The following is a 15211-nucleotide window of genomic DNA, read 5'->3' as shown; positions in this document are numbered from 1 at the left end:
GCGTAAGCAAGGCAAGAACGGCACCTATCAAGCCTGATTGAGCGATAAGGCAGGCTGGGTATAATAATAGACTTATAATAATATTATTTATTCTATATATAGTGTTTTGCCTATATAAAGCGATAATCCCTGAAGTACAATCAATACGCCATCTCATGGCTGATCTTCAATCCGCAATTTGCAAACCCGCAATCACCTCAGAGTTGAGTTTGAAAGTGTTTCTAGCTATAGTGAGCAATTGAAAGTTAAGTTTTTCCCTGAGAAGTGAGCAATGGAACTGGTGGAATGTTATCGCTTATTAGAATTAACTCCCAATGCAGGCATTGAAGAGATCAAAACCTCGTACCGCCGTTTAGCGAGACGCTATCATCCCGACGTCAATCCGAACAATCGCGAAGAAGCCCATACTCAATTTATTCGCATTACCGAAGCCTATAAATATCTTCTGGAACGAGTTTCTAAAGGCGAAAGTTCCACCAACGTTTCCCATCAAAGTACTGCTTCATCAAAGGAAACAGAAGTCAAGCGTCATAAAAAAGAAACCTCCCCTTCAGCTTCGGATTTTGATAAAAAGGTGAAGTGGGATGCTTATCAGCAATTACAAGAGTTACTCAAAGCCCAAAAATTCGCTCGCGCCACTACTTTAGTGGAAAGTTTATCCAAACGCTTTCCTCACGATTCTGAAGTGCGTCAATGGCAAGCGATTACCTATCAACAACGAGGACGACAATTAGTCAATCAAGGACAATTTGAATTGGCAAGAACCTTCTTAAAAAAAGCACTCAGTACGGATCCCCATAACCGTTCTCTCTGGTATGAAGTGGATCGCGATTTTCAACGGATTGAGCCTTTATTGTAGGGATGATCCGCTTTCTCGAAACCCTAAAAGCGGAGAGGTATTTTCTGCTGCTTGAACTCCTTTCCCTTGCAATAAAACACCAAAACCACCTAAGCCCATAGGATCCATTAACTGATGCAGTGCATCCCGTCGCTGCAGGACTTCCATAACATTAAATCCACCCTGAGAAAGTTGATTCAAGCGATCACCGAGACCGGATGCCATTAAAAATAAGGCCTGCTGGGTAAAGTGATAAAACTCTAAACCATACTGCTTGCCGTAGGTTTCGATTGCTGTAAAATCAACATGACTGGTCATATCTTGTTGACCAATTAAAAGGTAAGGATCGTTATGACGTTGATGTTGAACATAACATTGTAAAGTTCCTGTATAACGCTGGGGATGATAATATTTTTGCGCAGGATAACCATAGTCAATGGTTAATAAATAACCTTGATTTAAGCAACGAGAAACGGTTGCTAGCCAGGATGGGATAGCTAGGTTGACTTCAGTTTGAAAGCCTTCTGGATACTCACTAGAAGGTAAAGTAATACCAACTGTTTGGAAATATTCTTTGAGTTGAGGAGTGGAGATATTATCCGTAACTTCGGTAAATGGCGATGTTTCTTTGTCTTCACTAAGAGTGACATAAATTTCCTTGAGAGTTCCTGCTTCAATTTGTACCCGATGCACGGGAAACGCATCGACTAATTCATTGGAGAAACAGCAACCCACTAAAGATGAATCAGGAATCTCTTCCCAAGTTTGCCAGCAGAGAGTGACTGCATTTTGCCAGGTTTTAAGTTTCTCTTGTTGTTCTTCTCTTAAGGCAGGGGATTGTTCGATAATATGATAATGGAGTGCTGGCAAGCAGTGCGGATAGTGTTGTGATAAATAACTGAGAATATCATTGGCTAATTCTCCTTTTCCTGCCCCCATTTCCACTAAATCAAAGGGATTGGGTTGTCCTAACTTTTCCCACATTTCGACAAAATTTTCAGCTAATAATTCACCGAAATCACTCCCAAGAGAGGCAGCGGTAAAGAAATCTCCTGCTTTGCCAATATCGACCTGACCGGATGTATAGTATCCCTGCTGGGGATGGTATAAAACTAAGTCCATATAGTCAGCAAAGGTAATTTTTTGCTCGGGAGAATTGGCAATTTTATCTTGAATAATAGAAATGAGTTGTTGATTAGACTGAGTTTGATTCATTGAGTTATTAACCACAAAGACACAAAGGGCACAAAGAAATAATAGTAATTTCAAATAAAAAGCGTTACTGTTCTCTAGTTTTAAACCGTTTTAAGAGGCTTGCAAGGTTTGTTTTAAAGTCAAAGCGCGTTGTGTAATTGCCTCCCAGTTTCCCGCACGAATTAATGATTGGGGAAATAATTGTGAAGATAAGCCCACAGCTGTTGCGCCAGCATCAATAAAACCTTGGGCGTTCTCTAAGGTGACACCACCGGTGGGAATAAGAGGAATATTGCTTAAAGGACCTTGCAGACTTTTAATATAATTAACGCCACCTAGGGCTTGTGCTGGAAAGACTTTGACAGCACTTGCACCGGCTTGCCAGGCAGTGATAATTTCTGTGGGGGATAAAGCACCCGGAATGATGGGAATATTATGCTGGTTCGCTGTGGCGATGAGTTGTGGGTTGACGTGAGGGGTAAAGATAAATTGCACCCCCAGCGCGATCGCGCGATTAAGTTCTTCTGTATTTAAAATTGTCCCTGTGCCAATGAGACAATCAGGCATTTCTGCACGCAATTCTGGAATTAAATCTTCCGGTTGATCGCTATTCCAAGTAATTTCAATTAAGCGAATTCCTCCTTGGCGCATGGCTTGGGCGAGTTGCTTGCCTAAGGCTTTCGGAAAGGCTCGAATCACAGCAATAACTTGTTCTTTTTTGACGGTCTCTAACCAGTCTGCCCTCACCATTGTTTACTCTTTTGAAGTTTTTTCTTCTGCTTGCGGTTCTTTAACAAACCGTTTATTTAGCTTTTCCAATTGACGTTTTGCGGTTTTATTTTCCGGATCATATTGGAGGGCTTCTTCATAAGTTTCAATGGCTTGCGCTGTTAATTTTTTCTGTTCGTAAGCATTGGCTAAATTATTCAAACCAATAACATAGTCTGGATAAAGTTTAACCGCTTCTTTATATTGGCGAATCGCCAAATCATATTGTTCTTGTACAAAATAGGCATACCCCATCGCATTATAAATTAACGCCCGATTTTCCGGTTCGACATCTTTAAACTTCAGGGCTTGTTGTAAAATTTTCGTAGCTTGAACGTAGAGTTTTTTATCTAAGTAAAGACTGGCTAATTCATAATAATCTTTAGCGGTAGCCGTTTGTTCTTTAATTTGTTTTTGTAATTGAGAAATACGGCTTTCTTTCCGACGGGTCTTGAAAATTTGCCGGAAGAGAAAGAAACCCGCTCCCGCTAGAATTAAAACTAAGAGTGATAAATATAAAAGAAGAAGATTATCTTGCATTTTTTATGAATTATTAGTGATCAAACTACAAAGGACAAAAAACCGTTTACTATTCACTGCTTTTCCGACCAGCATTACTCAATCCCCATTCTTGTGCTTTTTGTTGCAACCATCCCGATTGCTTCAACTGACGAATGGTTTCATTGACAATTTGATGTAAGGAAGAATATTGTAAACCTTTAGGCATCACAACCGCTAGGGCTTCCCCACCAATCCGTTCGGGGAGTAAATGATAGTCAGGATATTCTTGAGTCCATCCTGCCAGAACCGTTTCGTCTCCTGCAAAGGCAACGGCTTCTCCTGCTTCAAGAACAGAGAGTGCCTCTTGATAGGAATCAACGCCAACTAGTTGGATGTCAGGAAAATGAAATTTCACTTCTGCGATCGCGCTGGATTGATTTAATACGGCAATTTTTCCTGGCTTCCCATCACTCAGGCGGTTGATTTTATTGTTTTTTGTCACAAAAGCAATGCGATTTAAATAATAATGGGGACTAAACATAACAACGCGCGATCGCGCTGCCGTTTGACTAACTTGCGCGATCGTTAGATCCACTTTTCCCGTGAATACGACCTCTAAACGTTCAGTATTCATCACCGGCTTTAAACGCACCGCATTGGGATCCCCCAAAATTTCTTCTGCTAAGCGTCGCGCTAAATCAATCTCAAACCCTCTTAAATTGCCCTCTCCATCTTCAAATCCGAGAGGACGCAGATTATCTTTAACGGCAACGGTGAGATGTCCTCTTGCCTCAATTTCCGCTAACTCTGCTGCAGATGCAGGTAGGGCGAGGAAAGAAAACGCACTTGCCACCAGTAACCGAAATCCTAAACTTAAAACTCGGCTTCGCCAAGAAACCGAGTTCACGTTTGCCATTGCTTAACTCCTGGAACCTTTACGCTTGTTTCGCTGTTTCCACCACTTTGGCAAATGCTTCGGGATCCAGCATTGCTAAGTTAGCTAACATTTTGCGATTGAGTTGAATATCCGCTTTTCTCAGCTGACCGGTGAGTTGAGAATAACTCATCCCATTTTGTCGGGCAGCCGCATTAATCCGAGCAATCCAGAGGCGACGAAAATCACGTTTCCGACGGCGGCGATCGCGATAGGAATGGCGTAATGCCTTCATTACCTGTTGATTCGCTGTGCGGAAAAGTTTAGAATGGGCACCTCTAAATCCTTTAGCTAACTTAAGAATCTTCTTATGTCGTTTCTGGGAGACATTCCCCTTTTTCACTCGTGACATAAATAATATTTACCTTTGCTTGTTCACTTAACTTACTTCATATAAGGCAACATTTGACGCACGTTGTCCTCGTCTCGTTCATTAACCATCGTCAACTTAGATAAACTCCGCTTCCGTTTTGGGGTTTTTGGCTGCAAGAGGTGATTTTTGAAAGCTTTGCGACGACGGATCTTTCCACTTCCTGTGGTCCGAAACCGCTTCGCAGCCGCCCGGTTTGTTTTGAGCTTCGGCATTGTTGTAATTGTTATTTTTTTTGACACAGCCTACTATTATAAGTGAATTTTGCTCAATCAGACAAGGGGAGAGCAGAATGAATAATGAGGCTTCTAGGAGTCACTTATTCCCTAATGACTCATGACGAATTCAAAATGTGTATTTTAACTAGGGTAGAACTTGTGACAACGTGAGGAAACGAAATGTTCACCCAAAAACGCATTACCCTCATTGGTATTTTACTGGTTTTAGTGATCGGAGGAACCTATAGTTACTTCCGTCTCATTGTCGGTAAACGGTTAACTCCCCAAGCGAGCGCAAAACTTGTGCCAGAACGGGCTTCAAGTCTGACCTTTATTGACACTGATCCCGATATTTGGTCGCAATTGGAGAAATATGGAACGCCTGAAGCGCAAGCAGTGTGGAAAAATCATCTCGAACAATTAGAACAAGATATCCTCCCTCATTCTGAACTTAATTATGAGGAAGACATTGCCCCTTGGTTAAGTGGAATGGCAATTGCTCATTTTCCTTCCTTCAATCCTTTCTCGCAAGACAAAAATGTCTTAGTTATTGCCGGAATTACCAATTCTCTGAAAGCAAGAAACTTCTTAGGTTCCTTAAAAAATAATGGCAGTACCCAAGTCAGACAACGTCAGTATCAAGGCGTAACCATTACGGAAGTAGAAACAGCAGATGGCGGTCGCGCGAGTGGGGCAATGGTGCAAGGTTATATTCTCTTTTCACCGCAAGGAAAAGTGATTGAACAGGCGATTGCTACCACCCAAGGTCAGCCTTCTTTTGCCAGTGAAGAGGGAATGCAACAACTGCTTTCAAGAGGTTTAACTCTGGAAAATTCCGCTGCCCAAGTTTACTTAAGCGACTACAGTCAATGGCTAGAAAAAGGGGTTGCAGGGCAAGGATTCGATGTCATTGAGTCAGCAGTAATGGGCATAGAATTAAAGCCTGAAGGAATACATTGGCAAACGCTAGCGCTGAGTGCAGAAACGGAGTTTTTGACCTTCCCTCCAAATGAGAGTCAATTACTGTCGGAATTTCCTGAAAGTACCGTAGCACTGATCAATGGTCATCAGTTAGATCAACTTTGGTCTCAGTTAGTTGATCGCAGTCAAGAAACTCCCCTCTTAAGAATTGGCTTATCAGTGATGCGGCGCTGGGCACGATCTTGGGATCTTGATTTAGATCAAGATGTTTTTAGTTGGTTAGATGGCGAATACGCGATCGCGCTGTTTCCTACACAGGAATCGAATCTTCCCAATCTTCCCTTTGCTGGAGGGATTTTAATTGAATCTAGCCAACCCGAGATCGGCGAAAAAACACTAGCGAAACTCAGTAACATTGCCGCGAAAAATCCCTTTCTTACCCAAGAAACCGAGAGATTGGGCAACACCGAAGTCACCACTTGGCAAGATCCTTCACAGCAGCCCTTTCTCAGCTACGGTTGGTTGCAAGAAGAAAGGTTGATGGTTACTGTTGCGACACCATTGCGGATTTTTGCCGAAAAACAAGGGGAAAATTCGTTAAGAAATAGTCCTCAATTTACTGCTATGGCTGAACATCTACCCGATAGCAACTTTGGTTATGTTTATTTCGATATTAAGCAAGCGATGACACTTTTAGAAGCGATGCCCCAACATCCCCTCAAGAAGCTTTCTCCGCAAGCCAAAGTCACTCTAAATTCCCTAGAACAAGTTGCACTCACTGCCTTCCAACCGGAACCCTCTTTGCGTCAAATTGATATCTTTTTATCCCTCACTGCCACAGCTATTGATCAAAATTAGTAATTAGTTAAGGAAGAAAAAGCTAAAATCAAGGGGTTGGGGAGGATTGGAGCCTGCGACTCGCTGCTTGTGTTAGCGCGATCGCAGAGTTCTTAAATTATATTTACATCTTCTTGAAAACAGTGGGCGGTATTGGATTTGAACCAATGGCATCCTGCTTGTAAGGCAGGCGCTCTACCGCTGAGCTAACCGCCCAGACCTTTACTAGATTAACACAGGGATTTAGGAAAAGCAATCAAACACTACAATTGCTCCCATCCTTGGAAGACAGGAGCAAGAGTTGCTTAAACAGAAGCGAAGTAAACTTTGGATTTGACTGGATCGGGATTCATGGTTTTCTCACCAGGCTTCCAGCCTTCAGGACAGACTTCGTCGGGGTTAGCTTGCACATACTGGATGGCTTGCAGAGTCCGTAAAACTTCATCAACGTTACGTCCGAAGGCAAGATTATTAACAGTAGCGTGCTGGATGGTTCCTTCTTTATCAATGATAAAGAGTCCTCTAAGAGCAACGCCAGCATCAGGATCGAGGACGTTATAAGCACTGCTAATTTCTTTTTTAATATCGGAGACTAAGGGAATATTGAGGTCTCCAACACCGCCATTTTTACGATCCGTTTGAATCCATGCGAGGTGAGAAAATTCGCTATCGACGGAAACCCCTAAAATTTGGGTATTGATGTCTTTGAATTCTTGGGCGCGATCGCTGAAGGAGGTAATTTCAGTGGGGCAAACGAAGGTGAAGTCTAAAGGATAGAAAAATAAGACAACATATTGTCCACGAAAATCAGACAGGCTGAGTGTTTTAAATTCTTGGTTTTCAACGGCAGTTGCAGAAAAATCAGGGGCTTGTTGTCCGACTCTGAGGCATCCTTCTGTCATGGGAAATACTCCTTAGTAACAAAGTTTACTAACTGTTACAACTATATCATAGTCATAACGATTTTGAGTAGTGGAATTAGTCATTGGTCATTGGTCCTTTGTTCTTTGGTTGCTGGTCAGTGCAAATAATCAACCGTTTCCCAATTCCTTAGAGCGAGCAGTTGCCGCTTGTACAGCTTGAATCACCGCTGATCGGAACCCGGCTGCTTCTAATTCAGTCACTCCAGCAATAGTGGTTCCGCCGGGGCTGGTTACCCGATCTTTGAGTTGGGCCGGATGGAGTTGTTCTTCTTGTAAGAGTGTCGCTGTTCCTAAAACTGTTTGAATCGCGAGCTGCAAGGCAGTGGGGCGAGGCAATCCCGCAGCAACCCCACCATCGGCTAAAGATTCAATAAGGAGAGCCACATAAGCAGGACCTGACCCAGCAACACCAGTAACGGCATCCATGGCTGACTCGGGAACTTCCACGACTTCTCCGATCGCGCCGAGAATCGTTTTAGCCAGAGTCAGTTGTTCCGGTCGCAAGCCAGATCCGGTCGCAATCGCGCTCATACTCTCTCCTACGGTGGCATTGGTGTTAGGCATTACTCGTACCACCGGCAGAGGATCTAACCCCGCTTTGAGGCGCAAAATCGGAATCCCTGCCAAAATCGAAATTAATAAAGGTAAATGTTCAATATTTTCCTTCGCACCATCCCAATCCGATTCAATGCGAGGTAAAACTTGGGGTTTCACCGCCAGTAATAAGACTTCTGAAGTGGACTGCATCACCTGGCGATTACTTTCTGTCACTGCAACGTGATAGCGCTGGGCTAACTCCCCTCGTCTTTGGGGTGAAGGGTCACTCACCAAAACTGTTTCTGGAGAATAAATTTTTTCGGCGATAAGGCGGGAGAGGATCGCTTCACCCATCACCCCGCCACCGATCATTCCAAACCGTATAGACACTATTATTGACGAACTCGCTTGTCGTTACTATGCGGTTTAATTTTATCCTATTGCGCGATCGGGTTTTCTGGTTTTTGCCAATTCCCTGTGGGAGGCATGGGATGGACATTGGCTTGCGTTCCTGATTGAGAACCAGTAGTCCCTTGGGTGGTATGGGAACGACTACTCACTTGGACGCAACTTGGCGTAAACAGAAAAATGCTTTCTCCGACCCGTTCTTGATGACCATCAATGGCATAAGTGCCGCCCGCAACAAAATCGACAGCGCGCTGGGCATCGTCCGGTTCCATCATATTTAAATTAAGAATCACTGTTTTGCGTTCTCGTAGCACTTGAATGACCTCTGCCATTTTCTCAAAGGATTGAGGTTCAAGCATTACAATTTCATTGGGTCCATTATTTGCACCCGGCATACCGATCACATTACTTTTTGGAGAAGTGTTTTTTGCCTCTTGTCCATCCGGTGTAAACTTGGGTCGTCTTTGATACCGAGCCCGAGGTTCACCTTCGGGACTGGCAGTTACGCCCGGTTGAGCTGAATAGTGGGCATCATCTAGGTCTTCCTCGTCAAGATAATCATCATCAAGATCATCAGCTTCATTAATACCAATAAAGTCTTTAAATTTGTTCAATACGTTACTCATAGTTTTTATTCCTCACAAAGTAATGCCATTGATTAATGTTAACCCTCTTTTGTGATTGTGAATAGAGGATAAACACGGAACCTCTTATATCTATTTCTTTGACCTAAAATCCAGGTTTATCTAACTTGAGAGAGTGATCTCAAATATTTTTTGTCCTGGAGGGATAATAGAGGATCATTTACGGTAGATGTTAGCTGATCTGATGAAACTAATCTTCAGACTTTCTTCTAACACCACTGTTAACTCTAACTTTTATTACAAAGTTCACGCTAATTTTACTCTTAATTTTTACATTTGAAAAATCTTTTTTATTTCGTTTTGTTAAACGGGGCGTTCACCGAAAATTGTACGCCCTAAACGAATCATAGTTGCTCCAGCTTTGATCGCCAGCTGGTAATCGGCTGACATTCCCATCGAAAGCTCTTTCATGGCCAGATGAGAGTAATTTTTTTGATCAATCTCCCGCGCTAAATCACGAACTTTTTCAAACCCAGCCTGCACTGCTGACGGAGACTGATTGAAAGGCAGAATTGTCATCAATCCCTGAATTTTTAAGTTTTGATATTGATCAAGGGTGGCAAGGGTAGCTAATAATTCCGGAATGGTCCAGCCATATTTGTTAGGGTCAGGCAATGGTTTCACTTGCAGGAGAAGGTTAGGCGGAGTAATGTCTAATTCTGCGGTGAAGCGATCAAGACGTTGAGCAATTTTTAGGCGATCACAGGTATGAATCCAATGGAAATGCGTTAAAGCGAGTTTTGCTTTATTGGTTTGGAGATGACCAATAAAGTGCCAACAAACATCATTTAAATCTTGTAATTCTTCTTGTTTGGTTAGGGCTTCTTGAATTTTATTTTCACCAAAATCTCGAATTCCTGCAGCATACGCTTCTCGTATCTTCTCAACGGAAACCGTTTTGGTAACTGCAATTAACCTGACCTCTGGGGGGATGGTTTCACGAAGTTCTTGAATGCGTTTTGTTAAATTAACCGTCATTGAAAAATACGTTTATAAGTCTCACTTAAGGCAGAGTAGTCTTCTTTTGCCCCTAGGCGTCGCAATTTCCGTAACCGATTTTCGATGAGTAAACGGGCTTCCGACCGACTTTTGGGCTCAAAAGCTAACCCTTCCTCATTGACTGTTACCAAAAAAAAGAGACGTTGGGCATAAAGCGTGGTAAAGATCTCTCGATTTGGCTCAACAAGGCAAACTCGATAGAGTAAGCCAAAAGTAGGGTGATTCAGATAAGTTTCGTTAGTATTCATTCAACTTTTACGTAATGTTCGCCCAGAACTCTCAACAAGTATCTCTGATTACCATTGCAGGAAGGAGCAGTGAGTTAAGTAACAGTTCCTGGAAACAGGGAACGATAATATAGATGATATCTTGCTTTGGGCGCGATCGCATCACAGTACTCTATATTCATCATTGAGAAAAGATATAAAAAAATGCAGCTGCCTCCTTTGCTATGAGGAGTATGTGTAACCAAAATTAAACTATAAACCCACTAAGATAACCAAACATCCGTAATATGAACCTGATTAGGTAGGGATTACGCTTGCAGAGGGCGGTTACAAAAGTTAGGATTGGTTTTGTCAACCTGATGCGCTTTCTTCTCAACTAAATTGAAACCAAGCTTGAGTAACTTTAATTGTCGAAACACTTGCTGAGGATCAGAAAGATGAGTTTTGGGTAACGATTGTCCCATTTCCTGAAAAACACGACCAATCGGAACCTTAATCTCGTCTTGAAGTTGCAAACAGCGGGCAAAGAGGGGACCATAGGCTGAAATCAGAGAACCGACACCGCCTCTGGCCTGTCCCCAGCCCACATAAGCTAATCCTCTATAATCGGCGAGAAAAGAACCGCCATAGCATTCAACCACAGTTCCTTTGACTCGTTGCAGTTCTTCCGGTAAAAAAGGATAAGCAACATCATAACCTGTAGCACAAACAATTAGATCAAACACTTCCCGTGTCCCATCAACAAATTCAACCTTGTCACCGTCTAACTGCTGGACTTCTGGCTTGGGAGTAATTCGACCATGTTTGATGTAATAGGGGATTTCGCTATTGAGAGTGGGATGCTTCTCAAAGATGCGATGTTGGGGTTTTGCCATCCCATAATCTTCATGTTTCCCGAAGGTGATGCGAATAATGCCATAAACCATCAACCGTTGGAGCCACTCCGGCATCCAGCCTCGAATTAAATCTACCACCGGCTTGCCAGCAAATGTTTTGGGAATAAACCAGACTGACTCACGCAAACTCAGAACGCTTTTTGCCCCCACTCGCGCTGCTTCTGCTGCTAAATCGCACCCGGAATTGCCGCCACCAATGACTAAAACCCGCTTTCCACGAAGTTGGTCCGGTGTTTTGTAATCTTTAGAGTGAATGATTTTACCGGAAAACTCTCCCTTGAATTCGGGAAAACGCCGACACCAGTGATGACCGTTACATAAGATAACCCCTTTATAGATTCGTTGTTCTTGATTGGCAAAGGTCACTTGCCAAAGATTATCTTCGATGGGTCGCACATCAATAACTTTCTGGTTCAGTTCAATATGGGGGCGTAAGTGAAAATAGTCAGCAAAAGCATGTAAATAATCCCGCATTTGTTTCGCACTGGGGAAGTCAGGATAGTGCCTAGGCATTGGAAAATGGGAAAACTGGGTGACTTTCTTCGAGGAAATAATATGAGCGGTTTCATAAACGCCGTGATACCAATTTCCGCCAATATCATCACTGGCATCAACTTGATCGTAAGGAATATCGGCTGCTTTGAGGGCTTGAGCAATTCCTAAGCCAACAAATCCAGCGCCGATGATTAATTGCTTGTGTGTGGTGCTATTCATTGTTATTTTTTCGGCTTAAATTTTTCGCTTCCCCAAGCCACTACACTAGGAACAAAGCGTTTCAGTAAAGATAGAACTTTTGCCGTTCGATCCGGAAAAACGTGCAGTTGATTGCGTTTAATCCCTGCGATTGTTGCTGCAATCACTTTCGCGGGATCGGTTGCCATATCATCAGAAATACCAGTCGTTTCTTGGGAAAGGCTTCCGTATTTTGTCGATTGTAAAAGGGGAGTACGGCTAAAAAAGGGATAAACTCCTGTTACTTTTACGTTGTAGCGCTTTACTTCATTAAAAAGTCCTTCGGTGAAGCCCCGTAAACCAAATTTACTGGCACTGTAGTGAGCCAATCCTGCCGGGGCAATGTATCCAGCGAGAGAGGAAATATTGACAATATGCCCTTGTTGACGGTCAATCATATCTGTCATAAACAGCGAAGTTAGGCGCATTGGGGCGAGTAGGTTCACTTGCATCAACTGTTCCCATTTTTCAGACGGCACTTCATCCATGCGACCATAGCAAGCAACCCCAGCGTTATTAATTAAAATATCAACGGGACAATTCAAGGCTTTGACGGCTTCATAGAATTTGTGTGCGCCCTCAGGGGTTGATAAATCACTGCCAAAACAAGCAATCACCTTGCCCGTTTTAATTTCCTTTTGAATCGCTGTAACTCGCTCTTGTAGAATCGTTTCATCTAAGTCTGTCAAAATCAGATGACTGCCAGCTTGCAAAAGTTGGCGAGTAAATTCTTGACCAAACCCTCCTGCTGCACCCGTCAGCGCGATCGCGCTATTTTTTAATTCTGTCATCCTTCAAATCTTCGGTGAGGGCAAAACGCCTAACAGCAAAATCAACCAAGGCACCTTAAAGTCAGGGATCAGCCAAGAATATTGTCTCAAAGCAGGGATAGCCGACGGAAGAATAAACTTCAGAGAACGGAGGGAAGCAGGAAGATTGCCATCTTGATCTTTGATTTGATAGCGTTGCGCCAGTTCAGCAACAATTTGCACCTTCCCCGTTAAGCGTAAGGGATTAGGATCCGAGGCGAGGGTAGCAATGACTCGTCCAGTTAGGAGAGGGGTTTCCCAGTTATAGCGATCGCGCAAGACAGACTGTTGCGGATCGAGATTGTCTTCTCCCTGCATCTGTTCGGCAAACTGGCTAAATTGTTCGGTCCCGACAATTCCTGGCCAAATGGCAACCGAAGTAATATTTTCTGATTTGAGTTCTACTGCCATATCGGCTGCTAGGCGATCACAAGCTGCTTTCCCTACGCCATAGGCAGCGCCAAAAATATAAGACATTCCGCCCCAAGAAGAAATCGTACAAATTAACCCCTGTTTCCGTTGACTCATTAACCGCGCTGCATAAATACTAGTTACATAATGACTCCGTAACCCCACATTCGCTACTGCATCCCACAAACTTGGCTCATTTTTCCAAAAGGGTTCCCCAGAAGCTTCTGCTAGGGTTTTCACCCCGGCAAAAACATTATTGACGAGCAGATCAAGCTGCCCATTTTGTTCTCGTTCAATCTGTTCAAATAGCTGTCTGACTTGTTCATCATCACTGTGATCCACTTGTACCGGAATACAAGTTCCGCCTGCTTCTTCGACTGCAGACTGAGTTTCGGTCAGACTTCCTGACTGATCTGCGGTGGCGTTGAGGGTACGACCGGTAATATAAACGGTTGCACCGGCTTCCCCTAACCCAATGGCAATTCCTTTGCCAATTCCTCGGGTTGCCCCCGTAACCAGTGCAACCTTATTGCTAAGCGTTTTTGCCATGTTTTTCCTTTGAAGAATGCGCGATCGCGTAGCCAGTTAACTTTTAATATACTAACGAAGCAACAATCGTCGAAAGGCTCAATGCCTTGAGATATCCATCTATTTTTGGGGTAGCCTTCTAATCCAATCTCTTACTGCTTGAGCTTGACTCCATCCTTTGCTTTCAGCAAATCTTTTTAGTTTGTCTTGCTCTTCCTCTGATAAGCGGATTTTAATAAATTTATCTCTGGTTGTCATGTAGGCTTTTCGTAGGCTATACTAGCCTAAGTTTAACTTAAATAGGTTATGGCAACAACCGGCCGAATCACTTTCAAACTTTATCCTAATCAGTCCGCAGAGCAAAAACTCCATTATGCGAGAAAAGCCCACTGCGACTTGTATAATGCTGCTCTTTCAAATCGAAAAGTTCAGTATCAAAAGTTTGGAAACTCGGTAAATTACTTTGACCAACAGAATAGTCTTCCTGATTTCAAAGAAGAGTTAAAGGAATATAAGCAATTCGGCAGTCACACGCTCCAAGCCACCTTAAAACGAGTTGATTTCGCTTTTCAACGGTTTTTCAAAGGATTAGGTAAGTATCCTAAGTTCAAAGCCAAACGGAAATATCGTGGGTGGACGTATCCCTGTAGTGCAGGCTGGAAAGCTCATACAGAAGGAAAACACGGCTACCTAGAACTCAGAGATTTAGGCTTAAAGATTCGGATGCGTGGACAAGCCAGAACTTGGGGGAAGCCTACCACTTGCACGATAGTTTGGGATGGTCAAAAGTGGTACGCAAGTATAACCGTCAAATGCGAACCAATTAGAGAGACTCGGACAGGTGCAATCGGTCTTGATTTCGGATGTAAGTCTGCTATAGCCACTTCCGATGGAGAGTTTATCGAAGCTCCTAGATTCCAAGCTAAGGCTAAGACTAAGGAAAACCGACTCTCTAAGAAATTAAGGCGCAAACGTCGCCCCGAAAAGCGTAGAGTTAAGGCTTCTCGTCGTTGGAAGAAGTACCAAAAACAAATCAGCAAGGTTAAGAAAAAAGTTGCCAATCAACGTCATGATTGGTCGCATCAAGTAGCAGCACAAATTGTCAGCAGTAATAGCTTGGTTGCTACGGAACAGCTTAAGCTTAAAGGAATGACCCGCAAGGCTAAAGGCAAAGGTAAACCTCAGAAAGCAGGGCTTAATCGGTCAATGCTTGATGTGGCTATTGGGATGACCAAGGACAATCTCAAGTATAAAGTTGAGGAAGCTGGTGGTATCTACACCGAAGCTCCAACACGGACACTTAAGCCGACCCAAAGATGCGCTAAATGTTGGGAAATCACCAAAAAGACATTGAGTGACCGAATTCATCATTGCCAGCATTGTGGTCATTGCGAAGATCGTGATATTAACGCCTTTATGTCGCTTACAACGTACACAACGCATATTAGATAAGCCTCCTACCTCATTAACACTTTCTACAGCGTTAACCCATTACTCCCTAGCTTGAGATCAGCTA

Annotated in this window: 17 protein-coding genes and 1 tRNA gene; 3 read left to right on the top strand and 15 right to left on the bottom strand. The window is 43.2% G+C overall.

Annotated features, from left to right (window positions below; translation table 11 throughout):
- Positions 1–271: 271 nt before the first annotated feature.
- Complete coding sequence (locus tag GVY04_01230) at positions 272–859, top strand: DnaJ domain-containing protein (protein ID NBD14798.1); 588 nt, start codon at positions 272–274, stop codon at positions 857–859.
- Here GVY04_01230 and GVY04_01225 read toward each other — a convergent pair.
- From GVY04_01225 to rpmI, 6 genes are all read right to left on the bottom strand, one after another.
- Positions 851–2053, bottom strand: coding sequence for a class I SAM-dependent methyltransferase (locus GVY04_01225; GenBank protein ID NBD14797.1), 1203 nt, complete (start codon positions 2051–2053; stop codon positions 851–853). The two genes, GVY04_01230 and GVY04_01225, sit on opposite strands and share 9 nt — an antisense overlap.
- Before the next feature lie 90 nt (positions 2054–2143).
- Entirely contained in the window at positions 2144–2782 is a 639-nt protein-coding gene (locus GVY04_01220) for a bifunctional 4-hydroxy-2-oxoglutarate aldolase/2-dehydro-3-deoxy-phosphogluconate aldolase (protein NBD14796.1), read from the bottom strand.
- 3 nt (positions 2783–2785) lie between these two features.
- Positions 2786–3340 carry a tetratricopeptide repeat protein gene (locus tag GVY04_01215; protein NBD14795.1) on the bottom strand — a complete coding sequence of 185 codons (555 nt, stop codon included), beginning with the start codon at positions 3338–3340 and terminating at the stop codon, positions 2786–2788.
- Positions 3341–3389: 49 nt separating this feature from the next.
- The gene (locus tag GVY04_01210) at positions 3390–4217 is read right to left on the bottom strand and encodes a transporter substrate-binding domain-containing protein (GenBank protein ID NBD14794.1); all 828 of its coding nucleotides are present in this window, start codon (positions 4215–4217) and stop codon (positions 3390–3392) included.
- A gap of 19 nt (positions 4218–4236) precedes the next feature.
- Positions 4237–4587, bottom strand: a complete 351-nt coding sequence (gene rplT, locus GVY04_01205; protein ID NBD14793.1) for a 50S ribosomal protein L20 — start codon at positions 4585–4587, stop codon at positions 4237–4239.
- A 32-nt stretch (positions 4588–4619) separates the two neighbouring features.
- Entirely contained in the window at positions 4620–4820 is a 201-nt protein-coding gene (rpmI, locus tag GVY04_01200) for a 50S ribosomal protein L35 (GenBank protein NBD14792.1), read from the bottom strand.
- A 183-nt stretch (positions 4821–5003) separates the two neighbouring features.
- Between rpmI and GVY04_01195 the strand changes: the two genes are divergently transcribed.
- Entirely contained in the window at positions 5004–6602 is a 1599-nt protein-coding gene (locus GVY04_01195; protein NBD14791.1) for a DUF3352 domain-containing protein, read from the top strand.
- Positions 6603–6725: 123 nt separating this feature from the next.
- Here GVY04_01195 and GVY04_01190 read toward each other — a convergent pair.
- From GVY04_01190 to GVY04_01150, 9 genes are all read right to left on the bottom strand, one after another.
- Positions 6726–6797, bottom strand: a tRNA-Val gene (locus tag GVY04_01190).
- A gap of 89 nt (positions 6798–6886) precedes the next feature.
- Positions 6887–7483, bottom strand: a complete 597-nt coding sequence (locus GVY04_01185; protein NBD14790.1) for a redoxin domain-containing protein — start codon at positions 7481–7483, stop codon at positions 6887–6889.
- 129 nt (positions 7484–7612) lie between these two features.
- Positions 7613–8431, bottom strand: a complete 819-nt coding sequence (proC, locus tag GVY04_01180; GenBank protein NBD14789.1) for a pyrroline-5-carboxylate reductase — start codon at positions 8429–8431, stop codon at positions 7613–7615.
- Positions 8432–8478: 47 nt separating this feature from the next.
- On the bottom strand, positions 8479–9075 hold the full coding sequence (gene sepF, locus GVY04_01175) for a cell division protein SepF (protein NBD14788.1): 597 nt from the start codon (positions 9073–9075) through the stop codon (positions 8479–8481).
- 321 nt (positions 9076–9396) lie between these two features.
- Positions 9397–10071, bottom strand: a complete 675-nt coding sequence (locus GVY04_01170) for a YggS family pyridoxal phosphate-dependent enzyme (protein NBD14787.1) — start codon at positions 10069–10071, stop codon at positions 9397–9399.
- On the bottom strand, positions 10068–10340 hold the full coding sequence (locus tag GVY04_01165) for a DUF3539 family protein (GenBank protein ID NBD14786.1): 273 nt from the start codon (positions 10338–10340) through the stop codon (positions 10068–10070). Before GVY04_01165 ends, GVY04_01170 begins: the two co-directional genes overlap by 4 nt.
- A gap of 287 nt (positions 10341–10627) precedes the next feature.
- Positions 10628–11929, bottom strand: coding sequence for an NAD(P)-binding domain-containing protein (locus tag GVY04_01160; protein ID NBD14785.1), 1302 nt, complete (start codon positions 11927–11929; stop codon positions 10628–10630).
- Positions 11930–11931: 2 nt separating this feature from the next.
- On the bottom strand, positions 11932–12738 hold the full coding sequence (locus GVY04_01155) for an SDR family NAD(P)-dependent oxidoreductase (GenBank protein ID NBD14784.1): 807 nt from the start codon (positions 12736–12738) through the stop codon (positions 11932–11934).
- A gap of 3 nt (positions 12739–12741) precedes the next feature.
- Positions 12742–13716: an SDR family NAD(P)-dependent oxidoreductase gene (locus GVY04_01150; protein ID NBD14783.1), complete on the bottom strand. Its 975-nt coding sequence runs from the start codon at positions 13714–13716 to the stop codon at positions 12742–12744.
- 285 nt (positions 13717–14001) lie between these two features.
- Here GVY04_01150 and GVY04_01145 point away from each other — a divergent pair, with 285 nt between their 5' ends.
- Positions 14002–15147, top strand: coding sequence for a transposase (locus tag GVY04_01145; protein ID NBD14782.1), 1146 nt, complete (start codon positions 14002–14004; stop codon positions 15145–15147).
- The last annotated feature ends 64 nt before the right edge of the window (positions 15148–15211 follow it).

The organism is Cyanobacteria bacterium GSL.Bin1, assembly GCA_009909085.1.
Taxonomy (GTDB): domain Bacteria; phylum Cyanobacteriota; class Cyanobacteriia; order Cyanobacteriales; family Rubidibacteraceae; genus Halothece.
The sequence above is the reverse complement of the archived record's forward strand: the minus strand, read 5'-3'. Positions and strand labels throughout refer to the sequence as shown.